The organism is Candidatus Bathyarchaeia archaeon (assembly GCA_041447175.1).
GTDB lineage: Archaea > Thermoproteota > Bathyarchaeia > Bathyarchaeales > Bathycorpusculaceae > JADGNF01.
This window is the reverse complement of sequence record CP166960.1, coordinates 2,497,040-2,522,236: the sequence shown is the minus strand read 5'-3', so window position 1 is coordinate 2,522,236 and position 25,197 is coordinate 2,497,040. Positions and strand designations below refer to the sequence as shown.

Genomic DNA, 25,197 nt, shown 5'->3' with positions numbered 1-25,197 from the left:
GACAAACTTTAAAAGGACAATGAGCATAAACATGCTCCTATAGTGGTGAATCACAAATGAGTAAAGACCAAGCAATAGGTGGAGCTATACTCGTCGTCTGCGCAGTCGTAGCAGTAGGTTACTTAGTCGCACTCTTCGGTTATGAACAACTTATCCAGCCATGGCTGAACATAGGCTCCTTAGAAGCGGTCAGATACTGGCTTATTGCAGTTCCAGTGCTTGTAGCGTTCGTTGCTATTCTGTTGATTGGCGCATGGATAGGCTGGACAATGGCAACAACTCCTCCGCCAAAACCGATTGAAGAAATCACAACCGAGATGGAAGAAAAGAGAGAGGAACCAGCAGCAGACTCTACAAGTGCAGCTTCAGAAAAGAAGAAAAAGACCAACTAATTAACCTCTTTTCCATTTCTATCATTTCACAGTTTTTCTTTTCCGCATTTCTTTCCGCCACAAAATCTTCAAGGAAGAACTTGTTTTTAGCTAAAACCCGAAGAGCTTGAAAGCAAAAAATAGCCCCACGTTAACAATTGAGGAAACCACCACCATTATGAGCAGGGTTTTAGGAGAAAACGAAGATAAAGCGCTCTCTTCACTTTTGGGCTGCACGTCGTATTCGGTTATTTTCCGCGTCGCCGAGTCCACTTTGACGGTTGCAGTGAATTTTTTCAGCTCCACTTCAACAGTGAACAGGTCGCCTTCTAAGGAGACACGTTTAGGTTTTAAGCCATCTTTGTGTCCGATGCGTTTAAGAAAAATCGCGGACATAGCGGTCACTGCTTCAGCGTTCAACTCCTTCATTTCGGGAACGGCAGAAGTGAGAACGCCTGAAACGTTCTCTTGGACGTTTTCCGACAACTGTGCATCGCCTATCTGAATCTATAATTCGTTGTTGGCTTAAAAGAAAATGTGTGTCTAATTAACTACGGATAGAAAACGGCTCTTCATTAAGTATACATTGCACGACTTTGCAGGAAAGGTACTCATCGGCGATGGGGCTTTTGGGGGTCTTTGGCTAAGAAAGCCCAAATAGGTTTTGCAGTGGGACGATTTGTTCAGGGAGGATTGTTCTTCGGTATGTGGACGTTCGGTTTCTGTTTGTTCTGTTTTGGGTTGGACTAACTCGGTTGGGGCAGCATCGCTTGGAAGCTTGGACAGGTAGCAGGGGCAGGCATTGCAAGGTTCCATTGAGACGCCTTCATGGATTGCCCGCAGGGGTGAGTAAAGATTCTGCCGCAGGAAGCATTTGGGCAGATAAAGCCGCGCTTAGTTGTTGATTCTTGTTCGGCTGAAATAAGCAAGCCTCCACGGGGAAAATATAACAGGGGTTTATAGTGGTGATGAATTCTAAATTCATAACCCTTACAGGCTGCTTAGCTTAGGCTAAGTCACAGTTTTTTTGAGGCGAAGCCAATTTCTGTAAGTCCTCAGCCCCTTCAGCGTAACCTGAAGCAATCAAGATATCGCCTAACTGAATTGTTGAATCCGCCTTAGGGCGCAACGTTTTATTGGCACGTTTGATGGCCAGAATAGACATACCTGTTTCTTCAGGAACCCGCGCTTCCTTCAAAGTTTTGTTGATAAGAGGCGAATTCTCAGTTACACAGGTTTGCATAACTGTTTCTTCGGCTTCTTTGATGCTGAGTTTGAGCACTGGATGAGGCTCAATGCCTCGCAGGACGACTTCAGCCATCTCCAAAGCGGCATCGGCAATTTTTTCTGTTGCTAACCCTAATCTGATTAAGCCCAGAAAACCGGAGGCTTCTTCCTCGGTGAAATCGCTGGTTAAAGCCAGCAGCTCGAAGTCGGTGTGAAGTTTATCTATGGTGTGTTCCAGACTTGCTACTTCTTCGGCTAGTTCTTTACTGTTCAAAAACAATGCCGAGTAAGCAAGTTCAACCATCAGTTCAGAGGTGTCTTTGAGCTCCACGAATTGGTCAACGATTTCCTCAAATCTCTGTTGTTGGTTCATGGTTAGTCCTCAAGTGTTGTGAGTGTTCCTTCAGCAAGGCCCTTGAATTCTTTGGTACCTTGAGGTGCTCCTCGGGTAATCAGCGTGTCCCCCGACAGGATGCGCTCGGTGTCTTCGGGGTTAATTAGCCAATCCTTGTTTCTGCGGATGGCAATCACGTCCACGCCCATGCGGGCGGCTAAATCCAGCTCGTCTAGCTGTTTTCCCACGATAACCGACTTTTCATTTACGGTTGCCTTCATGAGGCGTTCTTGAACGTTTTCAAATATTTCGCCCACAATTGGATGAATGCCAATATCGCGGGTCACAATTCCAGCAATATCAGCGGCGGCGTCAGAAATCTTGTCTGCAGCAGCCGCGACGGTGGAGACTCCGATGAGGTCTTCGGCGTCGCTTGGGTCGCCGCGGGCAGCCACCATAATCTCCATATCCAGCAGGTAGCTCATGGTGTCAACGTGGCTTTCCAAGGTCAAAACGTCTTCAGCCAGTTCTTTGTCGTTAAACAACGCTGCTGAATAGGCTAAATCAATCATGAGTTGGGAAAGGTTTTTCATTTCTATAAGAAGGTCTCGGACAGGTATAGGTTTATACTCTATTCGATCAAAGCGGGGCATACGGTTAGAAGCGCTCCGTCGATAAGTATTAGTCTAGGAATATTTTAATCATGCTATATAATCGCAGCGAATTTCAACAATATCAAAGCAGTCAGGAAAGCCATGGTTGTTATGCTTGCGGCAAAGGAGTTGGTGATGGGAATAACAAAGTTTCCGGGGTCAAGTCCTTTTTGGAAGGTTACGATTGAAACTGCAAAGGATAGAATCACAATCAGCGTGACGGCAATGAGGTTGGCGGTAAGCAGCAAAGATAGCCTGCTCAAGAAGAATTCTAAAGTGAACGTTCCAGTGGTTACCCCATGCATGAGAAAAGCAATTGTAGCTAAAACAGTAAACATCACGACGGAAACAATCCAAGATGTGAAAATGCTTTTGGCATGTTTAAGGATGGAGGAAAGTTTGGGTCTAAGTAGACCTAAGGCTAGTTTGGTGGTTGCTGTTGAACCGACAACGGAGCCCACATCGCTAATTAGCCCAATTGCTGCTGGGTAAACAAGGAATACATCGATGCGTCCAGTTGTTCGAACAAAGCGGTCGTCGATGCCTTTGAGCAGGGTTCCAGTTATGTTTACAATTATGGCGACAATCATGAGTGCTGCTAGGGATTGTTTTATGGTTTTGATGAATTCGGGTTCGTGCATTTTCTTGGGGAAAATGTACAAGACGGCAAGCAGGTCAGCCACGCCTAAAGCCGCGATTACCCAGATGCCCCAACTGCTGGAAAACAAGTGTAGGGTGACAAAGTAGCAAAGTGTGATAAAGATTGCCGCAAAAGCGGACATAACGGGGTAAACCATTATGTCAGGGTCTAAACCGCGTTTGAAGGAGAAAAAAGCAATTTTGGCGGTTACAACCAGAAGACCAAGACCTAAAGTCATGGTGGCAGTGACAACTCCGAGAATGGCGGGGAAATCAAAGAAAGTTATGCCCCAAAACAGGTTCCCGAAAACCAAGGATATGGCGCTCATGGCGACGCTGGTTATTAAAGTTAAAATGATTACGGCTTCAATTAGGTTGTAGAAGCTTGGGGTGTTTTTAGAGAAGCGTGGATGAACAGTGCCCAAGTGCAAGGCGGTGCTTAAACGTCCACTAAGTAAACCTTCGATTACGCCTTTAGCGCCCAAAACGGCGGGGTAAAGCGCTATAGCCCAAGGGGTGAACCTGAACACGCCAAGTTGGTATGCAAGCAAAAAGCCGGCTGCCAAACCGAGAAGGTCGAATGCGTACGCTATGAAAGTCTCTTGTAAGGCTTTTGAGAAACCTAAGTGGCCTGCGTGTGACATTCCTTTTTGCCTCCTTGGAGAGCGACGGTTTTGGTTTGTTACGCATTGATGTTCGTGCCCTTTTACGAAGCGCCACTAATGGACGCCTTGAATTCTATTCTGGTGGATGGACATTGTTTAAATAGGTTTCTAAAATGAAAAACAAAATGTTGGCGTTAAATTAACAGATTAACGCCGATTTCCGTTTTTGTTAAACAAACATCAAAGCTTGCTTAGTTAGGTTTTTTCGGGGGTTGATAGACGCACCAAGGGTCCTCTGCAAGGTAGTCACCGTTTAACGCGGTTGGTTCACGAAGGTCCCCGCAGTAATCAATGAAGTCGCTGGATAATCCGTAAGCGCGGGCTCGACATCCGCCGCAGATGACTTTGTATTCGCAGGCGCCGCATTTACCTTTTAGCGAGTCAGGGTTGCGTAGCGCCTTAAAGAGGGGGGAATTGAACCAGATGTCTTTGAAGGTTGTCTCTCGGATGTTACCCAACTTGATGGGCAGATAGGGGCAGGGGGTTACGTCGCCGTTAGGATAGATTCGGCAGTAGTATAAGCCTGCGATGCAGCCGCGTATCCACTGCCGCATGTCAAGGTTCATGTCTTTGGCTATGCGCATGAACTGAGGTGCACATGAGGGTCGCACGTTGAGTTTGTGGCGGGAGGTTTTGGCGAAGGTGTTGGTTATCATGTCTTCGTACATTTGGGGGGATATGTCGGCGATTTTGGCGCCTCGTCCAGTCGGCACCAAGAAGAAGAGATGGAAGTTTTCTACACCGATTTGTTCTGAGAGGGTCATGATGTCGTCAATTTGGTCATAGTTCTCTTGCGTGAGGGTTGTGTTCACTTGAACCAAAACATCGTTTTGCCGCAGCAGTTTTATGGCGTCTACAGCTTTTTGCCAAGACCCTGCTACGCCACGGAACTCGTCATGCTGCTGGGGGATGGGTGAATCTAAGCTGATTGATACGGTTTTTATACCTGCTTCTTTGAGTTTCCGTGCTGCTGTGGAGTCGATTAGGCAGCCGTTGCTTCCCAGCCCCATACGTAGCCCTTTCTGGGTGCCGTAACGAATCAGTTCATAGATGTCTTCGCGGAGAAGAGGTTCCCCGCCGCTTAAGATAAGGAGGGGTCGGCTGACTTCGGCAATTTGGTCAATAAGCTGTTTGGATTCCTCGGTTGTTAGTTGCCCTTTGAGTTCCTCGGTGGTGGCGTTGATGTAGCAGTGACCGCATTTGAGGTTGCATTTACGGGTCACATTATAGGATACAACAAGGGGAATATGCTTGTCGGGAACCTTTGAGCCAGGAGAATGCCCCAAGCGCATGTAAAAATCACATTTGCCATGGGTTGCCATGCGTTCAGGCTGAGTCAAATCAAAGGTGAAGGGCATCACGGTTTCCAACATGGCCTTGGCGTGGGCAAAACAGAAATGATTACAGAAAAGCGAGGCAACCTCGTCGGGTATTCCGAGTTGTTCACCGAGGTGTTTGTGTCCGCCGTAGATGGGGCAGTTAAGAAACTGCATGTTCCCATCTAAAGTGCCCATATTCATGGTGTAGTTGATGAAGTGGTCGCTGAGCATGATGGACTGCAGCTTTTCGCGGCGCATGCCCACCTTCAAGGTGACTTCAAGGGCGATGTTGACGGTTTGTTTGCCAAACTCTGCCTGAACCTGCTGCATAGCCGCACTTAATCGTTCAATGCCAAACTGTTTTGTCAACGCCGCTAAGGTCAGCAGCCCTTTGATTGTGTGGTACTCCTGCATGAGGCGGATTTCCGTCACGTGCCGCGACCAATCTTGGAAGAGCTCGTTGAGGGGTTGGGAAGCTTGGGGGTTTTTGTTGCGGAGCATAGCAGCTGTGGTTTGGGTTTTCTTTTGCAGGTTCATGAAGAGACGGATTTTTTGGTCAGTGGTTAAGCTGGGGTTAGACGCGGCTTTTTGGACGTCGATGCCCAGGGGGATGGTGGGTTCCAATAGGGTCTGTGCGTCGGAGGCGAATTCTTTGTAGAATCGCATGAGTTGCTTTTGCACTTCTGGTGGCGGCGCTTTGAGTTCTTGGAGCAGGATGCTGGTTTCGGTCTCCATTTTGGTGACCATTGCCATGTGGTAAAGCAGGGAGCCTGCCATGCCGGGTTCGGCGGCTTTGCCTTTGGGTACGCCGTAAAAGATTTCTTGAAAAAGCGCTGTTGCGCCCGGGTAGTCTTGTTGGGCGATTTTGGTTTGGATGTTGAGGAGTTTTTGGTGCCTTAAAAGTAGGAGTGATGCCCATTTGTGGCATTGTTTTTCGTCAAAGTTTGTTTGTATGACCTAGTCCACCAGCCAATGAGTTAAATACATAACAGGTTGGGTAAAAAAGGTTAACGGTGAATAAAATGCGAGTTAAACTGGGTTTTACCGTGAAATTAATTCATAACAGGCAGATAACGTATAAAAGCGGGTTAACAAGAAATAAGGTACCGAAGGGGTAATGAATTTGACCTACGACTGGATTTACGCTGTAATTGGCTTCGCAATAATGTTTGGCATTCTGGTAGGCATAGGCATAAACAAGCCAAGAGGCATGAGCATGAAAACCTGGTGCGCCGGCTACCTCGCCATAGCGGTTGGCTTTGACGTACTTTTCATCATAGCGCTTGTGGGCGCTTCACAATTCACCTGGCTCACCAACCTTCTGCTGGGACTCTCCGCAGGCGCCGCAACAGGTCTAGGGTTCCACGTAGCACATCACATCTCCGAAGAAAACGAACATGAACACAGCCACGGCAATGAAAACACAGGCGCAGAACAAAAAACCATGTTCGGCTTCTAATTGCCAACCATTTTCCTTCTATTCTTTCTCGACTAGAAACATACCTATGCACATTTTGCCCAAAAATCCTCCGACAAAGTCTGCGCAGACATAGGTTGAGTGTTTTCTGCTTGAAACCAAACTAGTTGCTTCTTAACTTTTTGTAGGCGTAAAGAAATGCTTTTTCGCCTTCAGGCACTGCCTCTTTGAACTTGACTAAGACTTCGCCCGATGACAGCGCAACCCTGATTTCGCCTCTAATTCCGGATGTAGTGACAACTTGTTGTCCCACAAATTTTGAGGCAGCTTCCGATGAGTTGAAGAAGCCAGTCACTGAGTACTCGTTGGCTTCTCTTTTTTGGCTTACCGTGCCTTCTTTTGTCTTTTTTGAGAAGAAATCTAATTTGCTGTCTGTTTCGGTGATTCTTCCTCCTCCGATTATTCGGAATTCGCGGGCTTGGAGCCCAGGGTTCATCAAAAGAACATGGTCACCCCTTTCCGCCATGACTTGCTGTCTGAGTTCAATGTAAACTATACATTTTTCAGCAGCCGTAACCGAGGATTTCACAACAAACCTACCGTCTTCGATGACGCCGGGCACAACATTCCCCAGCACTTCATAAGAGCCCACAAACACGTCCACATAACTATACGGCGTCAACGAACGTCGGTAGTATTTGTCTACTTCCAATTCGGCTATTACACGGCAAGTGGAAGTGATGGAGCCAGGAGAAACAGCGATGTAACCCCTGTGAGCGTCATCAGGTTTTATGTCTTTGACCGCGACCCCCACCCTGTCTCCAGCTATAGCCTCCTCCTTATCTTCGCCAAAGGACCGCAGCGAACGCACTTGACCTTTCTTGTCGACAGGTTTTATTTCAACAAGGTCTTTCACTTTCACTTTCCCACGGTGGATCGTGCCAGTTAAGACAGTTCCCACGCCGGCTATGGTGAAGGCGTGGTCTATGGGCATCTTAAACGGACCATTCCATTGACGAATAGGTGGACTAAGCGAATCCTGCAGGGTGTTTTTAAGTTCGTCAATTCCTTTGCCCGTTAAGCCTGAGACCTCCACAATCTTTGCCTGCTCATAGGGAGTTCCGTTCAGGAGAAGCATAATTTTGTTTTTGACTTCAGCAATTCTCTGGGGAGAAGCCAAATCAACCTTGTTTAACGCGACCACAAGATCCTTTATTCCAAGGTTTTTAATTATCGAGAAATGCTCCACACTCTGAACCTGAAGACCAAGATCAGCGGCGACAATTAGCACTGCAGCGTCAATTATGTTGGCACCCGCCACCGCATGTCTAACCAAACTGAAGTGCCCCGGCAAATCGACCAGAGTAACCAAATACTGACCCAAGGTGAAAGCGGAGAAACCCATGTCTAGGGTCATTCCTCGCCTGACGGAGTCGGGTGCCTTGTCCAGCGAAGCCGTCGAAGGCTTTTCAGTTAGCTGTTTTGCTATCATGGTCTTGCCGTGGTCAACATGCCCAAAGAGACCGACATGCACGGGAATAAGACCCGCACCCTCAGCCAAGCTGTAGCTTTTAGCGACCGCGTTGGCTTCTCTGAGGAATAATTCAACCGCGTCCAAGGGTTTGGAGCCGTCTGCCAGCGCCTTCTTAACCACAGCTTTTCTTATTTTTGAAAGCGAAATGCCCAAGTCCGGATTCTTGTACCGCGTCATAACCTCCATCATGGACTTGCGGGTTTCCCTTTCGATACCTCGGGCTCTTAGTGCCTTCTCGTTTTCCACCATCTTTTTGGGCTTGGACCGTTTGGGATTTTCCAGCCTTTTGAGAACCGCGGCTACAATGAGGTTGGCGATTTCTTCGGAGCTTTGTTTACTGGGGTCAACCGTTACAAGGGGGGTGTCCCATTTGTAATCGCCCTTTGGTGGGTCAAGTTTCTGATTAAGTTCCTCAATAAGAGCTTGCGGGAGGGGCGATTCGCGGTTTTGGTTCCATTTAAGGGCTTGTTCAACGGGGGTGTCAACAAAGATTAGGTCATAGTCAGAGTCTAACCGTTTAGCAATATGCCGTAGGTCGCTTCTCATGGACTTGTAGTAGTTTAGGTCGTCACTGATGACCAGAAAACCCTGCTCTAGACCAGTTGCAATTGCCTTCTCATAAAGAGTCTTCACTGATGTTTCTCGCTCAGGTTTGAACCCGTTGGAGGAATACGAGAGCATGTCTCGAAAATCGTCAGAGCTAACCACCATGGTGGATACGCCATGCTTGTCCTCAAGCACGGAGGCAACGGTTTTGCTGATGGTGGTTTTTCCTGAAGCAGGCAACCCGCATAGTATAAGTAGATAAGGATAATTCTGCGACACCATGTTCCCCTGTTGTCTTTACTGTCTTCGGTTTATAATTCTGTCTGTCAAACATCAGACTTTGAGTTCAGCCGTTTAGTTATTCTAATAGGCTATATATATTTCCGAAAACTTTGACTGATTCCATAATAACAGGTTACCGCAACAATCTGCCTATCAAAAGAAACAAACACGCATACAAAGCAATAAAAGAACAGCTAAGCAGTTAAGCACTGAAGACAACAAACAAATCAAGACCGCTCATAAGTTCGCAGGCATGAAATCAATATCGTAACACGTTAAGGGCAGCACTCAAAACTTGCAGACGGGCAGCAGCCAAGAAGCCCCAGAACACTAGAGGCACAGTTCATGTTACCCCTTGATAAATTAAATGATACAATCCCCAAAAACATACTGGATAGAGGCCTGACAGTGTTAGGCACCGAGTCCCGACCGATAAAACTGCTTTTTGAGCAAAGAAGAGTACCCCAAGAAGGCTGGAAAGACCGCCAAATTGAAACATTGCTGGATTTGCTGTCGACAATGGATTTGGACAAGGACAGTAAAGCAGCGTGGGTAGGCGAAAGAGAGGGCAGGGTTGCCTCTCCAGCGGTTTCAAAGCTGGCAGCGGGATTTCACCATGGAGTAGGACGTTCAGGTGACCTAACCAAAGCCCAACCCAAGGCAGCAGGCGGGTCGCTTATGTACTTCTTCGCCAACAAATTGGCAAATGACGCCATGAAAAGGTTCGGAGTTCCCAACATCAAGAAGGCAGTGGTGTTTCCTATGGCAACGGGAATGACGCTTGCGCTTGCCTTGTGCGCCGCAAGAAACCTCACCAAAGGAAAAGAGGTTGTTTACCCACAGCTTGACCACAAAACACCGTTGAAGGCGATTCAGCTTGCAGGTCTGCAAGAAAAAATAATTGAAGGCCAAGTCTACGGAGACGCAGTGAACGTTCCCGCGGAGGAAATTGAAAAAGCAGTCAATGAAAACACCGCCGCGATTCTGTCAACAACCACATTCTTCCAGCCCAGAGAACCCGACAAAATCAAAGACATCGCAAGAATCGCACAGGAAAAAAATGTACCGCACATCATCAACAACTCTTTTGGGGTACAGAGCCGCGAAATCATGAAGCTCGTAAGAGGGGCTGTCGACGCAGGACGCGTGGACGCAATAATCCAGAGCACCGACAAGAATTTTCTCACCCCAGTCGGAGGAGCAATAGTTGCTTCACCCAACGAAGAATTCCTCAACAACGTGTCTGAAGCGTATGCAGGGAGGGCAACAGCGGCGCCCATAGTGCAGTTCCTTGCGGCGATACTTTCGATAGGCGTAGGAGGCTACGAGGAGCTAAGAAACCAGCAAGAGGAAAACCGAAAGTTTCTTGAATCATCCTTAAAGGAGGTTGCAGAGAAGCATTCACAAAGAATACTGGATACTTACAACCCCATTTCCGTGGCTATGACACTGGAGGAAAGAAACGCCAAAAAAATAGGTAAAGCCTTGTACACGGCAAGGGTCTGTGGGGCAAGAGCGTTAGAAAAAACTGATTTTGGAGTGTGCTGCCCCCAGTATGTCTCATCGTACATCAACTTTGACGCCAGCATAGGAATACAAAAGAAAGAAATCAGGTGGGCAACTGAGAGGTTAGACACTGTTTTGAGGACAGTAGCGTAGTGGCGGCGTCCAAGGGGAATTGAACCCCGAGTCCTTATCGGACTCCCCGGATTTGAAGTCCGGTGCCAGGACCACCTTGCTGTAGGACGCCATACATTGATTGCTCTCGTGTTGGGAGATATATAATTTGTTTTATGAATATAGAAATCGCCTCATGAGCCAAACCAGAAGCAGCACAGAAACAGAGTTAACCCTAAATCACTCGGAACTGCCTTACCACAAGCCTCAAGAAAAAAGCTTGTTTCTTTGTCGCTGCTGGTTCACAGGTTTAGTTGAAGTCCCACTGGGGCTTAGGGGTTGCGTTTGAGCATTTTTTCCAGGGTTGGTCGCAGCTTCTCAGTTTCTGCCAGAATTTTCTCTTTACCCAGCGTCTTCATGTCGGTGTCTATTTCCTTGATGACTTCGGCGTAGCGTATTCCTTCGGCGGCTGAAACGTATTCTACCCGGAACCGTTCTGGAGTCATGCCTAGCTTGATTAGCATTGTTTTGAGTGCGTCGGTTCGTGCTTTCATCTTATAGTTGCCGCTTATGTAGTGGCAGTCGTAGGGTAAGTGGCAAGCACCAACCAGCACCATACCCGCCCCCAACCTGAGCGCTTCCAGGATGAAGTTTTTGTCAACTCTTCCAGAGCACATGACACGAACAACTCTTACGCTTGCAGGGTACTCACATCGGCTGATGCCAGCCAAATCTGCACCTGCATAACTGCACCAGTTGCACAGAAAAGCCATGATTTTTTCTTCAGGTTTTTCTTCAAGCGCAGCCCGAACTTGAGCCAAAATTTGGGCGTCGGTAAAGTGCATTTGAGTAATTGCGTGCTGGGGACATTCTGCAACGCAGGTTCCGCATCCGTGGCAGCTGGCGGTGATGATTCGAGCGGGGGTCTTGCCTTTTTCGATTTTGATGGCGCCATAGGGGCATTTGTCAACGCAGATGCCGCATTTCTTGCACTTAGTTTCGTCGACAACGGAGATGATGGGTTCAATCTTCCATTTGGATTTGGAGAGCACGGTTGCTGCGCGGGCTGCTGCGCCGCTTCCTTGGGAGACGCTTGAGGGAATATCTTTTAAGCCTTGGCAGGCGCCCGCGTAGAAGACCCCGTCAGTGGGTGCATCCATGGGTTTGAGTTTGGGGTGGCTCTCCATGAAGAAGCCGTCCGCGCCTCGGGACAGGTTAATTATGCGTGCAATGTCCGCTGAGCCTTTCTTGGGGATAGCGGCAGTTGCTAAGACCACTATGTCAGCTTCCACTTCGATAGGTGCCCCAAGGTTAGAATCTTCAGAGTGAATGACCATGTTGTGGGTTTTTGGGTCTTCATCGATTCGGCTGACGCGCCCACGGATAAAGTTCACGCCGCGGTCTCTTGCGCGGTCATAGAACTCTTCGTAGCCTTTGCTTGGGCTTCGAATGTCCATGTAGAAGACGTAGACTTCTATGTCTTCTTTGTACTTCTCCTTTAACTGTACAACATGCTTAAGCGTGTACATGCAGCAGAAGTTGCTGCAGTAGGGATACTTGTTTTTGTCTCGGCTGCCTACGCATTGGATGAAGGCGATTTTGTGGGGTTTTTGTCCGTCAGATTGCCTGATGACTTTGCCACCAGTGGGTCCCGCAGCAAGGATGAGTCGTTCAAACTCCATGGAGGTGATGACGTTGGGGTATTTCCCGTAGCCTAAGAGGGGCATGTCGTATGGTTCATAAACGTCAAAGCCGGTGGAGACTATGATTGCGCCTACATCGATTTCTACTTCTTCATCCTTTTGAGTGAAATCTATAGCCTCTCGTGGTCCACAAGCGTCTACACATTTGAAGCATTCCACGCAGTAATCCTTGTTGATGGCGTAAATTAGGGGCACTGCTTGGTCAAGGGGAACTGAAATTGCTTTTCGGGTGCCAAGGTTCAGGTCCCACTCGTTGGGGTACTCGATTGGGCAGACGTCTTTGCATTGTCCACATCCCGTGCAGCGGTCATCAAGAATGTATCGGGCTCTCTTACGAAGTTTCACTTTAAAGTTACCTATGTAACCGTCAACTTTAACCAAGTCGGAATAAGCGAAAATCGTGATGTTAGGGTGCCTGACGCAATCCACCATTTTTGGTCCTTCAATGCAGATGCTGCAGTCAAGGGTTGGGAAGGTTTTGTCTAAAGCCGCCATGTGCCCGCCGATGCTTTGGGTGTTCTCAAGCATATACACTTTGAAGTCCATTTCTGCAAGGTCTAAGGCGGCGTTCATACCTGCAATGCCTCCGCCGATGACAAGTGCCTTTTTGGTTACGGGAACTTCTATTGTTTGAAGCGGCATCAAAAAGCGTGCTTTTGCAACTGCCATACGAACGGTGTCTTTTGCCCGCTCCGTTGCTTCCTGTGGTGTGTTTTGGTGGCACCATGAAGCGAACTCTCGAATGTTAGCCATCTCGTAATAGAAGGGGTTTAGACCTGCTTCGTTGACGGTACGTCTAAAAGTGGGTTCATGCATTCTTGGAGAGCACGCTGCGATGACTACTCGGTTGAGTTTCTGTTCTCTGATGGCTTTTCTGATTTCTTCTTGTCCGGGGTCAGCGCAGGTGTATCGGTTTTCTTTAACGAAGACCACATCGGGGATGGTCTTGGCGTATTCAACTACTTGCTTAATGTCTACGGTTCCAGCGATGTTTAAACCGCAGTGGCAAACAAAAACTCCAATCCGTAAAGGTTCGAGTTGTTTATCGCCTTCGTTTGGTTTCTGTGTTTGTGGATTGCTCATTATACAACCTCAAAGACCATTCTTCTTTCAACCCTGTCCCGTTCTTGGGCGGCAGCGGCATCAGTTTTTTTAATTAGACATATTAGCTTTTTTGATGGAAATATAAACATTACTTGCAGCAACCAACAATTCTCACGGAAAAAAAATTCAGTCACCTGTTCAGTTTTTTACGCTAACATTCTTCAAAAAACACGAATCTTACTGGTGCACAATAGCACTAACAACAAAAATGCAAAAAAACAAAAATGAAAGGGTTGTTATTTGGTTGTTTTTGCGTCGGCAGTTGCTTTGGCTTCTGAAGCTGAAGGTTTTGCTGCAGCTTTGCGTTTCAGCATGTTATCCAAGGTTGGATAAAGCTTTGCGTTCTCTGCTAATATCTTCTCTTTTCCTATCGTCTTCAGTTGGTCAGTCATTTCCTTCACGATATTGACGAATTTTTCTCCTTCAGCTGACGACACGTAATCAACCCTGAGTCTTTCGGGACTCAATCCAAGCTTCTGAAGCATACCAGCCAAGGCATCCATACGCACTTTCATCTTTGCGTTTCCAGAGATGTAGTGGCAGTCACTGGGAAGATGGCAGGCGGTAATCAGCACTCCTCCAGCGCCCAGCCTAAATGCTTCAATAACGAAGTCCCGATCTACTCGTCCAGTACACATCACCCTTATGGCTCGTGTCGTTGGAGGGTATTCAAGCCGGCTCGTCCCCGCTCGGTCCGCGCCGGCGTAGCCTCACCAATTACACATAAACGTTAGTATCTTCTCCCCAGGGTCTTTTTCTAGAGCCGCTCGGATTTGGGAGAAGATCTGTTCGTCTGTGAAGTGCATCTGGGTTATGGCGTCTTGTGGGCAGTCTGCAACGCATGTTCCGCATCCATGGCACTGGGCAGCGTTAACTTGGGCTGCTTGCCCTTCAGCTGCAGTTATGGCTCCAAAGGGACAGCTTTTAACGCAAACTCCACATTTTGCTTTCACGTTTCTGCATTTGGCGGGGTCAACTATCGCGACAATCGGTTCAATCATCCATTTCGGTTGAGAAAGGATTGTTGCCGCTCTTGCTGCCGCGCCGCTTCCTTGCGCTACGCTGTAAGGTATGTCCTTTGGCCCTTGGCAGGCACCCGCTAGGAACACGCCGTCCATGGGTGTATCCATTGGTTTGAGTTTGGGGTGGCTCTCCATGAAGAAGCCGTCGGGTCCTCGCGTTATGTGAAGGATGTTAGCCAACTCTCCAGCGCCCTTGCTAGGTATGGCTGCAGTGCTAAGCACGACCATTTCCGTTTCGACTTCGATGGGTTGTCCCAGCTCTGTGTCTTCTGCGCGTATAACCAAGTTTTTGGTCTTGGGGTCTTCCAGTATTTGGGACGGCTTTCCTCTGATGAAAGTGATGCCCATTTCGCGAGCCTTTCGGTAAAATTCTTCGTAGCCTTTGGAGGGAGTGCGTATGTCCATGTAGAAAATGTAGACGTCCACGTCATCATGGTAGTGTTCTTTCAGGAGGATGGCTTCTTTTAGCCCATACATGCAGCAGAAACCAGAACAGTACTCGAACTTGTTTACGTCCCTTGAACCAACGCATTGAATGAGGGCAACGCTTTTGGGTCTTTTCCCATCAGATGTGCGGACTACGTGACCAGTTGTTGGACCGCCAGCGGTGATGAGGCGCTCAAACTCTAAAGCTGTAAGTACGTTATCGTATCTTCCATAGCCGTACCTAGCGTCCTCCACAGGCTGATAAATATCGCAACCAGTTGTTACAATGATTGCCCCAATGTCCAAGTCGATTTCTTCGGGTTCTTGGTCAAAGTTAATGGCTCGGCGTGTACCGCAGGCATCTATACATTTGAAGCACTCGATGCAGTAATCCTTGTTTATCGAGTAGACAAGAGGCACTGCTTGGTCAAACGGAATGGAAATGGCTTTTCTGACACCTAAGTTGAGGTCCCACTCGTTGGGGTACTCGATTGGGCAGACGTCTTTGCATTCTCCGCAGCCGGTGCATCTGTCTTCAATGACGTATCGTGGATTCTTGCGAACTTTAACTCTGAAGTTGCCTACGAAACCTTCTACGCTGAGGACGTCAGCGTTTGAGATTACTTCGACCTTAGGATGGCGTAATACCTCGACCATCCTAGGGCCTTCAATTCATATGCTGCAATCCAGAGTTGGGAAAGTCTTGTCGAGTTGAGCCATGTGACCTCCTATGCTTGAGTTCTTCTCGACAAGGTAAACTTTGAAACCCATATTTGCCAAATCTAAAGCGGAGTTGATGCCGGCGATGCCTCCGCCGATAACCAAGGCGTTTTTAGTTACAGGAACCTCCATGGTTGCGAGAGGCTTAAGTAACCGCGCTTTTGCCACAGCCATTCGCACCGTATCTTTTGCTTTTGCTGTGGCTTCTTCGGGAGTATTAGGATGGCACCACGAAGCGAACTCACGTATGTTCGCCATTTCGAACACAAAGGGGTTTAACCCTGCTTCACTTACGGTTTTCCGAAATGTCGGCTCATGCATCCTTGGGCTGCAAGCGGCAACAACCACGCGGTTCAAGTTGTGTTCTTTTATGGATTTTCTGATTTCTTCTTGTCCGGGGTCAGCGCAGGTGTATCGGCTCTCTTTTACGAGGACAACGTCAGGTATTGTTTTAGCGTATTCAACTACCTGTTTAACGTCTACCGTTCCAGCGATGTTTAAACCGCAGTGGCAGACGAAGACTCCCACACGCGGGGTTTCCGCAAGTTTGGAGGCTTCAGATGGTTTTTGTGTTTCTGGATTGCTCATTATACAACCTTCTCGATAACCATTCTTGTTTATACTCTTCCCTTATCTGGGAAACAATGGCTTTAGCGTCGTGCGATATATAAAAGCATTGCTTGAAAAGTGCACCAGTTTGAAATTAAAACTTAATGGAAAAATGCTGCATAAAAAACATGGAAAGCATTATTGTAGCGGTTTTCCTTGAGAAAGACGACGGTTTTGGACATTCAATAACAGTAGGAACATGCGTAGTACCAGCGATGTAAACCGCCGTAGCACCAGTGCACGAGGGCGGCTACGCAGGCACTTGGGGTGGGGGGTTTTTGTTTGCTTATCTGATGACCTCTTCGGTAGTGAAACGTCTGCATATCATTTTTTGGGCGTTTCTTCCGCTAGTTGCCTTGAGTTCTTTGACGCAGTCCACGGGTGAGGTGAGGCGTTCAAGCGCTTTGTTCCAAGCCCCTGAGTGAATGGGTTTGTGTAAAACTTTGGTGCGTTTAAGCGACAATGCTTCATCCACTGGGCAAACCACCTTGCAGGCACCACAGTAGGTGCAGGTGGCTTCGTTGACTATGACTTTGCCGTCGTCTCCAACCGTCAGAGTGCCTGTTATTGGGCAGACGTCCACACAGTCGTGGCAGCCTTCAGGGCATTTTTCTGTGTCGATGGCGATTTTGCCTTCGAAAGTTTTTCGCATCTTGATGACGCCCTCGGGGCACTTGTACTCGCAGACGCGGCAGGTTGGGCATTTATCTTTGGGGAGGTCAACAATTACCTGCACGTGGCGTCTTTGGTTGGGGGGGAGGTCATCTAAGTTTTCCACGGGTTTTCCGTCGTAGGTAACTTTGGAAACTTTGATTTGCCCCAGTGGACACGCTTCGACACATGCAACGCAGTCTTTGGGGCAGTTGTGATTGCCAATTTTGATGTCGCGAATAAGCTCTGGATAACCTTCTTTGTCCACGACGGGGAGATTGGAGTTGCCGTTTAAAGTGACATTTATGGCTCCGTAGGGGCAAGTTACAGCGCATATGCCGCAGAAGTTACATTTAGAAAGGTCAATGTCCACTTTAGCTTTCTTTGCCGCTTCGCCTGCAACCTTGGGCTGTTTGGTGACGGTTATAGCGCCCTTTGGGCAGGCTAAACTGCAGATTTGGCAGCCTACACAGAGGTTCTTGTCAAGGGTTAATTTGTAGTTTTTAACTTGCAAAATCCACTCTAGCGTAAGAGCATCTGCCGTGTCGAGTTTTTGAGTTTTGAACGGCATATATCTTGTTCCACCATCATAGACGAGATGCGCCCGAACAGAGCTTGTTCTACGCTCTAAGCTGTCTATTAGAAGGCTTGAGTGGGGGTCTGATGATATAAATATTGCTTGAAAAACAACCGCATTCGCACGATACATCAGGAAAAAAGGAAGATGCACAGAAAAACAGAACGGCTCAAACAGAACGTTGGACGCATCTAACCACATGACAACGAAGCACATCATCGTCCCGAAGACCGACGGCTGTTAAACCTGCCGCCTCCAAAAAACCCCCAAAAACCTCCAAAGACATCGCCCCCTTAAGCCCCGTGACCACATAACAGGCACCTTTTGCCGCCACAGACTGCAGATGCTTAAGCGTATTCACAGGTTTAGGCATGTTTTGGAGAACCGTAAACGCAAACACGAAACCAAAAACGTCCGCCTTGAAAGGCAAATGGTCTGCGTCAGCCAAAACCACGGCAACGTTTCCGTAGGGTTTGGCGCGTTGTTGGGCTTGAAGCAGCAGTTGACGGGAAATATCCACCCCAACCACTTCTTTAGCGAAGCCAGCAACATAACGGAAAAATAGGCCTGAGCCGCAACCGACATCCAGAAACCAACTATCGCTTTGGAGGGTTAGGTCTTGAAGGGCGGCGTGGTATTTGGCTTCTTGCTCTTGGCGGTAGCGGTCATCGTACATCTGGATAGTGAGGTTGTAGCGCCGCATGACCGAACGTTTCTGTCTCCAACTGTTCACAGCGAAACCTTCAGAAGTCTTATGTACAATAGCCGCTTCTAAAACTGTTTGGTCAAACAAATGCAACCCTCCAACGCAGACGTACAAGTAAACCCCACCCTTGCCGAAGCTTCAGCCACAATCGAGAAGGCACTTGCCCAGAGGCGTACCCTCGTGGTTGCAGGCAACTGCAATGTACATTACAGTGGACGCGCCAAATCCACACTGGAACCCGGCGAGCGTCTTGTCATTATCAAATCAGATGGTTCCCTGCTGGTGCATCGCCCCGTCGGCTACGAACCCGTCAACTGGCAACCCGCCGGCAGCGTCTTTCACGTCCAACAAAAAGACGGCGAACTCGAAGTTCACGGTGTACGCCAAAAACCCCGCGAAAACGTCCGCGTAAAATTCACCTCCATCTTCATGGTTTCCGCCCTCAACTTGGAGGACGCAGGAGATTTCTTGCTGCACGCAACCGAAGACGACATGCACCGCGCCATCCTGCTTAAGCCTGAATTGTTTGAGGAGGGGTTTAAGCCGATTAGCTGGGAAAAACATGTGGAGCCAGGGTTTGTGGACATCTATGGCGAGGACAAAAACGGTAAACTCGTCATCGTGGAAGTTAAACGTAAAAACGCCTCTAAAGACGCCGCCCTGCAACTCGCAAAGTACATTGAACCCATCAAGGCGAAGGTGAACCGTGAAGTGCGTGCTGTGCTGGTTGCGCCCAGTCTGGGCAAAGATGTGCAACGCATGCTGGTCACATTGGGGCTCGAGTACAAACCATTGGACCCCAAAACCTGTGCGGAAGTTCTCAAAAAAACAGGCACAACCAAGCTGGAAAGCTTTTTTGCGCCTAAAAAGCCGCAGGTTTCAGCCGAGAAAATTTAATTACCCTGTCGCCTCTTTTTCCTTCAGAGGATACATATGAACTTCTGGAAGGATTTGCCAGCCGGCGACAAACCGCCCGAACTGCTAAACATGGTCATCGAAGTAACCAGCGGAAGCAGAGACAAATACGAATACAGCAAAGAATGGGAAGCCTTTGTTTTGGACAGGATTATTCCGTCGTCGGTGGTTTTCCCCGTGGAATACGGGTTTGTGCCCCAGACATGGTTTGACGACGGCGACCCCCTCGACATCATGGTGCTCAGCTTCGCGTCGCTTAACGTGGGTTGTGTTGTGAAGGTGCGGGTTATCGGCGCGCTTATAATCGAGGATGAAGCAGGCTTAGACGCCAAGATTCTGTCAGTGCTGGTTAGCGACCGACGATTTGAAGGTTACCACGACATCGACGATGTGCACCAGCATCAGTTGGTGGAGATTCAGGAGTTCTTTGAAACCTACAAGCGGCTGGAACCGCACAAGTGGGCAAAAACGCGGGACTGGAAAAACGCCAAAGAAGCCAAGGAAATCGTCAATTACGCCATGGAGAAGTACCGCGAACGAAACATACAAGCCCCCGAAAAGCAGGTCAAATAACACGCTGCGGATACGATGATAAATTCTGAAGCGTACAAGTTTCTTAGAGTACTTCGGAAACATTCACTAAATTAGCAGAGTGTTAAATTCTTCTGTGCCGATGAGGCTTAATTTATGCGACGCCCCTTGGGCTCGGTACAAATAGATTAAACTGTTAATCAGGCCAATATGGCTAAACGCTTGAGGAAAGTTTCCGAGAAGTTCTCCTGTGTCGGTTTCAACTTCTTCAGATATCAAGCCAGTTGGGCTCACGTACTTTAGCATGCTGAAGAGGACTTTCTCAGCTTCTAATTCTCTGCCAGAAAGAGACAACGCTTGCACCAGCCAAAAAGAGCATAAAAAGAATTTACCTTCCCTACCATGTAACCCGTCATCGTTGAGATATCGGTAAAGCAAGTTGTCTGTTCCCCCTAATTTTTCGATGATTGTTTTTATGGTTCCTTGAATTTTTGGATCATCAATTGGCAGAAAACCCACTATTGGCAAAAGCAACCCAGTTGCATCAAGGTCTTGTGAGCCAAACGATTGAACAAAACTGTTCAATTGTTCACTAAAGCCATTCTGCAGAACCGCCGTTTTTATTTCATCCATTGTTGCTCTCCAATCGTCAAGTGGAGCTTCAAAATTGTGTGCCACAGCTATGCGTACGCCTCTATCCAAAGCTACCCAACACATCACCTTGGAGTAAACGTAGTGTCTGGGCTCAGATCTAGCTTCCCATATGCCTGAGTCTTTTGTGTTCCAGTTTTTGCGTACATGTTCAACTATCTTTTTTACGAAAGCCCAATCGTCTTCTGACAGGGTCATTCCGTAACGGGTAGTTTCATAGAAAGCGTTGACTAACTCTCCGTATACGTCCAGTTGTATCTGGTGTGAGGCTTTGTTGCCAACACGCACTGGACGGGAGTTTCTATACCCAGCTAAAGAGTAGATTTCCTCTTCCGTTAGACCTTTTTGATTGTTTAGTGCATACAAGGGCTGAATATCAGCAGGGTCTTCATGCTGTTTACAGACGTTAGTGAACCATAATAGGTGTTTTTTTGCCTCTTCTGGATGCCCCAGATGGTAAAGAGCTTGAATCGTGAAAGATGCATCTCGGACCCAATTGAATCGGTAGTCCCAATTACGAGTCCCGCCAATCTCTTCAGGAATAGAGGTGGTTGCCGCTGCAGCAATAGACCCCGTTTCATCATTCATTAACAATTTCAAAATCAAGCCAGAACGAATAGCCGCCTGCCGCCATCTGCCATGAAAAAGAACCTCAGCAGAACTTTCACGTTCACGCGCCCAAGTTCGCCAGTAGGTAAGAGTTTCATCAAACGCCTGAGCGCATTCAGCATCGTCGTCTCTGTGGTCAAAATTGTATCTGAGCAAGAACCAGACGCTTTCCCCACGTTTAAGACGAAATTGAGTAACCGCCATATCCCCAAATAACGACAAACGGTATGGCGAATAAAGGAAGATATGTTCATCGTGCGAGTTGTAAGAGGCTTCAGCGCCATTTTCAAGTAATCTCAGATTTGTTTGTCCCCTGCCGTAATCAAATTTGGGTGAAAACTCTACTTTGAAAACCGTGCCCCCTGAAAGGCACTCCAACTTTCTATATATCGCTTGACGCAGGTGTTTCTCAGCCCTTGCAGTCTGGATGGGCATGAAATCGGTTAGTTTTGCGTTTCCAAACCACGAAAAAAAGTAGGTTTGCAAAACATTGCTATTCTTCAGATATTTCTGGGCTGACTGAAACATATGATTGGGCTGAATAACAAAGCGCCCACCCTTCTCGCTGTCAAGAATTCCAGCGAAAACACTGGGCGATTCAAGGTTGGGAAAACAGCACCAATCAACATTCCCGTCTCGATTTATTATCGCACAAGTGTTGAGATTTCCAATTATTCCATGGTCACCTAGCCTCAAAAACATCCACTCAAAGAAGCACAGCCTCTAAAACCTACGCTAGGTGACTCCCCTTGGCATTTAAGGCTATGTGGCTACATGAGGGAACACCCTCCTTTTTTAAAAAAAGGTTGTGTGTACGTTTGTTAAGCCCTTTCAGTTGCTGCCAAAGAACCAGAATTACGCTATAGAGAAGTACCGCCATCGACCTATTTGGATGCTAATAGCATATCTATGCAGAACCTATAGAGGGGAGGTCGAAAAACCTTTTTCAGCCAAACAAGCTGACCATCAGTTGCTGCCGAAGAAGTCACTTATGCGCTTCTGAAACAGCTCCTGCCGCAGCAGCTTGCCCTGAGCAATCCACTGCTGCATCGGAATCTCCAACTTGCCACTAACATGTTGAAGCGACTGCGCAAGGGTGTTGAATTTGAGGGGTTTTTGCCGCATAGCATTTCGCACGTTTTCGCGGACTTGCCACACTCCCATGGGCATGATGTAGCCGGGGCGGGCTTCCCGCAGGACCACGACGGTGGCTTGGCGGCGTTCCTTGATGAGTTGCTCGCAGGTGGCTAGCCGCGCGCTGTAGTAGCATCCGCCAATCTGCGCATAGGTGGTTCGTCCGTTGTTGCCTTCCGCGTCGCTGTAGACAACCACGTTGGCGCCGTTAGGGTTCCAAGTGGTTCCAGGGTACCATGCCTCCATGGATTCGTAGCTCCAAGCGGCAGGCAACATCAAAATCTCAAACACATTATCCAAATAGACGGATTCGTAGACGCGGTACTCGTTGATTTCGGGGAAAGTCTTCACCTGCGCCACAAGGCTCTTACCAATGATGTCGTCTACGGCAGTTATGCTCCATCGGGTAGGCACCAACCGCCGGTTCTTCTCCACCCCAAATGCGCCGACGCTGAAGGCTTTTTGGATTTGGCTCACCAACACGCCGCGGCGGTAAAGTTCCTGTACTGCCGTTGTGGATTTCAGGTCGGTGTCGTAGAAGGCTTTTTCCACATGTTGATTGAAACGGGAGTTGCCCACATGCAGGTCGCGGATGGGCGCGGAGGGACCAAACGGCTGCACATCATCATCCAAGGTAATGTTGCCGCGCGGTTTCTTGGTGAGGTTAAGCTCCAAATCGACACTGTTGTCGGCTAACGCCAACTCGCGGGTCTGCTCCATGATTTTGCCCGCCGTGGAGAATTCTTGTACGTGGACGCGGTGTTTGCCGCGGACCAGCAGGCTGCGGAACCCGACGATTTCGTCTATGGATTTGCCAAACCAATGCTCTGGCAAGTCAAAGAGGCGGGTGTCTTCGTGAATGGGGGGCACGAGGGGTCCGACGTAGACGTTGGGGTAGCCGATTCTGCCAATGAATACGCTGGGTGGGGAGGCGCCGTCGATGTCTTCGCTGCCCAGCAGGGGGACGCTTTTGAGGTAAGAGTTAACTTTGACCATGAGGGGGCATCGGCTTTTGCCGCATAGGTTCCGTGCGCCTTTGCACAAGACGCATAGGCTGCTTTGGCGGGTTGATGTGGCGATTTGGTTGTTATCCAACGCGGAGTGATTAACTTGCCGTATGACATCCAGTAACCAATTGTTTGCGTTCGAAGAAGCGGATGCACTACGGGGTTTCTGAAGCAAAGTCATGCCTACAAATGATAGTTGGGTGTGTTCTCATATTCTTTCCGCACAAAAAACCAAAACCAACCATGCCAATTACCGTTGTGCATATGTGGATATGTCGAGGTTGGACGCATTGTGAATTTGGAAGTTTTACTTATATCAATTTTTGAGACTTGTGATTCCAAACCGCAGGTAGATGTATTAAAATGAAAAATAAAGTAATGCTTTCAGCATTATTGTTGGGGTTGCTTGTCTTGATGATGAGCACCTTCGCCTTCGCCGTTGCACCATATTCAGTCCACATAAAAGACCCAAATAACAGTGCAAACGGCGCATTGGGCGTTTCATCTAGTGGTCACTGGGTAGGCCAAATCCCAATCGACGTGACATTAGGCGCTCAAACCGAGTCAACCATGTCATACTGCATGCACCCTGACCGGACGGTCGATATAGGCAGCACCTACTCTGCCACGGCAACAATGGCACCAGACACGGCAACATGGAGGGCAATCAGCTACATACTCTCATGGAACACTCCCTCAACCGACAACGCCGCCGCCACAAATCAGATTTCCATCTGGAAACTACTTGACCCAAGCTACACGCCACCATCATGGATGGACTTAAGCATATACAGCGCAGGTGAAGCTCAAGCAACCGCCGCCACAGGCAAAGATGGGGTAAGACAAGGCGACGTACTCAACTGGATCTCCCCGATACCCACTGACGGCGGGTCCGTTCAGGGCAATGCAGGACAAACCATAGTGTTCACAGCGCAGCTTGAAGACTCAACAGGTGTCCCACGCCCCAACGTTAAGATGCAGTTCACAGTCACACTCAACAATGGAGCATCAAACACAGAGCTAAACTCAACCTACGTCACACCCGCAGAAGCCTTCACTGACAGCCAAGGCAGAGTTCAGGTAGCCGTCACCGTCCCCGCAGACACTCAACTAGGTTCAACCATCGAAGTCAAAGCCTCAACACAGGGCGTCTGGGTTCAAAAATTCTTAGATCTAACCAGTGAAAACAACCAAGACCTAATAGCAGTTACACCATGCTTCCAGCTGACAACATCCACCAACATTTGCATACTCGGATACATAACCGTGGTTCCAGAATCCATTCTGGGTGCCCTCAGCGCAGTCACAGCCTTCGCCGCAGCCTTCGTAATCTACACTAAAGGGAAAAAGCAGAAAATCCACTAACCCACTCTTCTTTTCTTTTCGTCAACAATTTTTCAAGGCTGCTAAATCAGTTTCAGCTCTTTCTTTAGGACGCTTAAGAGACGTGTGCTGGAAATGTAGTGGTCGGCTAAGATTTTTCCGTCATAAATCAAGGTGAAGGTGGCGTAAATGGAGGGCGCATTTTGAGCGTCTTGGGCGGTTTTAAGCTCGGTTACTTTGAGGTCCAAGCGTTTTTCTTTTGCAATCTCAACTGTTTCATCTATTGACCTTGCTACCCAAGGGCATTGGTTGGAGTATACGATATTTAATCCCATGTACTTGGCTAGCTCTGTTCGCCAATCCTTAAACTTGGGCAAACCACAATCAGCTTTCAAGTTTTTTGCCATCAACTCGAAATGGTCATCTTGTGCCACCTGTTCAAAGCCGTTTTTCAAAAACAAAGCCTTAGACGCCATAAACGGTCCTTCACTTGTCACCACAGCAACGCCTGCTTTTCCCTGTGCCGCGGCATCGTTGATGCATTCCTGAACCAGCAGTGAACCGTTGCCTTGTTCTTTGTACTTGTTGGGACTAATCCAAATGCAGTGAATAAACAGGTAGTCTGGGGCGTCAACGGCGCGCCACGCAAACTCGCCCGGAACATACTCAATGAAGCCTATGGGACGCTTTTGGTTTTCGGCGTAAAGCGACTTGATGGTGAAGCCTTCCGCAAAACGGTCTTTAAGCCACTCCAGCTTAGTTAGATGCGCGGGATGTTTTGGATTTAAAAAACAAGGGCACCCGAGTTCACGATAGTTTTCAGGAGTTAAACCCACAACTTTAACTACTTCACTCATTTTTGTCACCACAAGTAACAATCAGCAAGAATTGCCTTTATGGTTTTT

19 protein-coding genes, 1 tRNA gene and 1 pseudogene are annotated in these 25,197 nt (G+C 48.2%); 6 read left to right on the top strand and 15 right to left on the bottom strand.

The genetic code is table 11. From position 1 onward, the window contains the following. Positions 1 to 56: 56 nt before the first annotated feature. Positions 57 to 392: a hypothetical protein gene (locus ACBZ72_13035; GenBank protein XES77079.1), complete on the top strand. Its 336-nt coding sequence runs from the start codon at positions 57 to 59 to the stop codon at positions 390 to 392. A 90-nt stretch (positions 393 to 482) separates the two neighbouring features. Here ACBZ72_13035 and ACBZ72_13030 read toward each other — a convergent pair whose 3' ends face one another. From ACBZ72_13030 to ACBZ72_13010, 5 genes are all read right to left on the bottom strand, one after another. Continuing rightward, positions 483 to 857 (bottom strand): hypothetical protein, encoded by a 375-nt coding sequence (locus ACBZ72_13030; protein ID XES77078.1) that lies wholly within the window; start codon positions 855 to 857, stop codon positions 483 to 485. Positions 858 to 1,377: 520 nt separating this feature from the next. After that, complete coding sequence (locus tag ACBZ72_13025; GenBank protein ID XES77077.1) at positions 1,378 to 1,971, bottom strand: potassium channel family protein; 594 nt, start codon at positions 1,969 to 1,971, stop codon at positions 1,378 to 1,380. A gap of 2 nt (positions 1,972 to 1,973) precedes the next feature. Continuing rightward, entirely contained in the window at positions 1,974 to 2,585 is a 612-nt protein-coding gene (locus ACBZ72_13020) for a potassium channel family protein (GenBank protein ID XES77076.1), read from the bottom strand. Positions 2,586 to 2,638: 53 nt separating this feature from the next. Continuing rightward, positions 2,639 to 3,868, bottom strand: a complete 1,230-nt coding sequence (locus ACBZ72_13015) for a magnesium transporter (protein ID XES77075.1) — start codon at positions 3,866 to 3,868, stop codon at positions 2,639 to 2,641. Positions 3,869 to 4,080: 212 nt separating this feature from the next. Further along, positions 4,081 to 5,985, bottom strand: a complete 1,905-nt coding sequence (locus ACBZ72_13010; protein ID XES77074.1) for a radical SAM protein — start codon at positions 5,983 to 5,985, stop codon at positions 4,081 to 4,083. A 340-nt stretch (positions 5,986 to 6,325) separates the two neighbouring features. On the opposite strand from ACBZ72_13010, the gene ACBZ72_13005 reads away from it, so the two are divergent. Beyond that, the gene (locus ACBZ72_13005) at positions 6,326 to 6,667 is read left to right on the top strand and encodes a hypothetical protein (GenBank protein ID XES77073.1); all 342 of its coding nucleotides are present in this window, start codon (positions 6,326 to 6,328) and stop codon (positions 6,665 to 6,667) included. A 121-nt stretch (positions 6,668 to 6,788) separates the two neighbouring features. On the opposite strand, the gene selB is transcribed toward ACBZ72_13005, so the two are convergent. Further along, a complete protein-coding gene (gene selB / locus ACBZ72_13000; protein ID XES77072.1) occupies positions 6,789 to 8,984 on the bottom strand; it encodes a selenocysteine-specific translation elongation factor in 2,196 nt (731 codons plus the stop codon). Between the two features lie 348 nt (positions 8,985 to 9,332). Here selB and spcS point away from each other — a divergent pair, with 348 nt between their 5' ends. Beyond that, positions 9,333 to 10,646 carry an O-phosphoseryl-tRNA(Sec) selenium transferase gene (gene spcS / locus ACBZ72_12995; protein ID XES77071.1) on the top strand — a complete coding sequence of 438 codons (1,314 nt, stop codon included), beginning with the start codon at positions 9,333 to 9,335 and terminating at the stop codon, positions 10,644 to 10,646. Here the strand turns inward: spcS and ACBZ72_12990 are convergent. The 6 genes and pseudogenes from ACBZ72_12990 to ACBZ72_12965 all read right to left on the bottom strand — a co-directional run bounded on the left by ACBZ72_12990 (position 10,647) and on the right by ACBZ72_12965 (position 18,209). Further along, positions 10,647 to 10,737 (bottom strand) — tRNA-Sec (locus tag ACBZ72_12990). It lies immediately after the preceding gene. Between the two features lie 199 nt (positions 10,738 to 10,936). Next, the gene (locus ACBZ72_12985) at positions 10,937 to 13,390 is read right to left on the bottom strand and encodes a hydrogenase iron-sulfur subunit (protein ID XES77070.1); all 2,454 of its coding nucleotides are present in this window, start codon (positions 13,388 to 13,390) and stop codon (positions 10,937 to 10,939) included. Positions 13,391 to 13,647: 257 nt separating this feature from the next. Continuing rightward, positions 13,648 to 14,106, bottom strand: a pseudogene (locus tag ACBZ72_12980) (hydrogenase iron-sulfur subunit). A 15-nt stretch (positions 14,107 to 14,121) separates the two neighbouring features. Continuing rightward, a complete protein-coding gene (locus ACBZ72_12975; protein ID XES77069.1) occupies positions 14,122 to 16,167 on the bottom strand; it encodes a 4Fe-4S binding protein in 2,046 nt (681 codons plus the stop codon). A gap of 307 nt (positions 16,168 to 16,474) precedes the next feature. Further along, positions 16,475 to 17,410 (bottom strand): 4Fe-4S dicluster domain-containing protein, encoded by a 936-nt coding sequence (locus ACBZ72_12970; protein XES77068.1) that lies wholly within the window; start codon positions 17,408 to 17,410, stop codon positions 16,475 to 16,477. 175 nt (positions 17,411 to 17,585) lie between these two features. Next, positions 17,586 to 18,209 carry a class I SAM-dependent methyltransferase gene (locus tag ACBZ72_12965; protein ID XES77067.1) on the bottom strand — a complete coding sequence of 208 codons (624 nt, stop codon included), beginning with the start codon at positions 18,207 to 18,209 and terminating at the stop codon, positions 17,586 to 17,588. Here ACBZ72_12965 and nucS point away from each other — a divergent pair, their 5' ends adjacent. Both nucS and ACBZ72_12955 read left to right on the top strand, forming a co-directional pair. Beyond that, positions 18,210 to 19,019 (top strand): endonuclease NucS, encoded by an 810-nt coding sequence (nucS, locus tag ACBZ72_12960; GenBank protein XES77066.1) that lies wholly within the window; start codon positions 18,210 to 18,212, stop codon positions 19,017 to 19,019. Positions 19,020 to 19,055: 36 nt separating this feature from the next. Beyond that, positions 19,056 to 19,610 carry an inorganic diphosphatase gene (locus ACBZ72_12955; protein XES77065.1) on the top strand — a complete coding sequence of 185 codons (555 nt, stop codon included), beginning with the start codon at positions 19,056 to 19,058 and terminating at the stop codon, positions 19,608 to 19,610. Between the two features lie 66 nt (positions 19,611 to 19,676). Here ACBZ72_12955 and ACBZ72_12950 read toward each other — a convergent pair whose 3' ends face one another. Together ACBZ72_12950 and ACBZ72_12945 are read right to left on the bottom strand one after the other, a co-directional pair. Beyond that, positions 19,677 to 21,530, bottom strand: a complete 1,854-nt coding sequence (locus ACBZ72_12950; GenBank protein XES77064.1) for a glycoside hydrolase family 15 protein — start codon at positions 21,528 to 21,530, stop codon at positions 19,677 to 19,679. Positions 21,531 to 21,794: 264 nt separating this feature from the next. After that, positions 21,795 to 23,144 (bottom strand): Nre family DNA repair protein, encoded by a 1,350-nt coding sequence (locus ACBZ72_12945; protein XES77063.1) that lies wholly within the window; start codon positions 23,142 to 23,144, stop codon positions 21,795 to 21,797. A 188-nt stretch (positions 23,145 to 23,332) separates the two neighbouring features. Here ACBZ72_12945 and ACBZ72_12940 point away from each other — a divergent pair, with 188 nt between their 5' ends. Then, positions 23,333 to 24,334: a hypothetical protein gene (locus ACBZ72_12940; protein ID XES77062.1), complete on the top strand. Its 1,002-nt coding sequence runs from the start codon at positions 23,333 to 23,335 to the stop codon at positions 24,332 to 24,334. Between the two features lie 41 nt (positions 24,335 to 24,375). On the opposite strand, the gene ACBZ72_12935 is transcribed toward ACBZ72_12940, so the two are convergent. After that, the gene (locus tag ACBZ72_12935; GenBank protein XES77061.1) at positions 24,376 to 25,149 is read right to left on the bottom strand and encodes a GNAT family N-acetyltransferase; all 774 of its coding nucleotides are present in this window, start codon (positions 25,147 to 25,149) and stop codon (positions 24,376 to 24,378) included. Positions 25,150 to 25,197: the final 48 nt, after the last annotated feature.

Bases quoted from the DNA above. Each gene is read 5' to 3' on its own strand.
- ACBZ72_13035 (XES77079.1), top strand. From the start codon at position 57: ATGAGTAAAGACCAAGCAATAGGTGGAGCTATACTCGTCGTCTGCGCA.
- ACBZ72_13025 (XES77077.1), bottom strand. From the start codon at position 1,971: ATGAACCAACAACAGAGATTTGAGGAAATCGTTGACCAATTCGTGGAG.
- ACBZ72_13020 (XES77076.1), bottom strand. From the start codon at position 2,585: ATGCCCCGCTTTGATCGAATAGAGTATAAACCTATACCTGTCCGAGAC.
- ACBZ72_13015 (XES77075.1), bottom strand. From the start codon at position 3,868: ATGTCACACGCAGGCCACTTAGGTTTCTCAAAAGCCTTACAAGAGACT.
- ACBZ72_13010 (XES77074.1), bottom strand. From the start codon at position 5,985: ATGGCAGGCTCCCTGCTTTACCACATGGCAATGGTCACCAAAATGGAG.
- ACBZ72_13005 (XES77073.1), top strand. From the start codon at position 6,326: ATGAATTTGACCTACGACTGGATTTACGCTGTAATTGGCTTCGCAATA.
- spcS (XES77071.1), top strand. From the start codon at position 9,333: ATGTTACCCCTTGATAAATTAAATGATACAATCCCCAAAAACATACTG.
- ACBZ72_12985 (XES77070.1), bottom strand. From the start codon at position 13,390: ATGAGCAATCCACAAACACAGAAACCAAACGAAGGCGATAAACAACTC.
- ACBZ72_12970 (XES77068.1), bottom strand. From the start codon at position 17,410: ATGCCGTTCAAAACTCAAAAACTCGACACGGCAGATGCTCTTACGCTA.
- nucS (XES77066.1), top strand. From the start codon at position 18,210: ATGCAACCCTCCAACGCAGACGTACAAGTAAACCCCACCCTTGCCGAA.
- ACBZ72_12955 (XES77065.1), top strand. From the start codon at position 19,056: ATGAACTTCTGGAAGGATTTGCCAGCCGGCGACAAACCGCCCGAACTG.
- ACBZ72_12950 (XES77064.1), bottom strand. From the start codon at position 21,530: ATGTTTTTGAGGCTAGGTGACCATGGAATAATTGGAAATCTCAACACT.
- ACBZ72_12940 (XES77062.1), top strand. From the start codon at position 23,333: ATGAAAAATAAAGTAATGCTTTCAGCATTATTGTTGGGGTTGCTTGTC.
- ACBZ72_12935 (XES77061.1), bottom strand. From the start codon at position 25,149: ATGAGTGAAGTAGTTAAAGTTGTGGGTTTAACTCCTGAAAACTATCGT.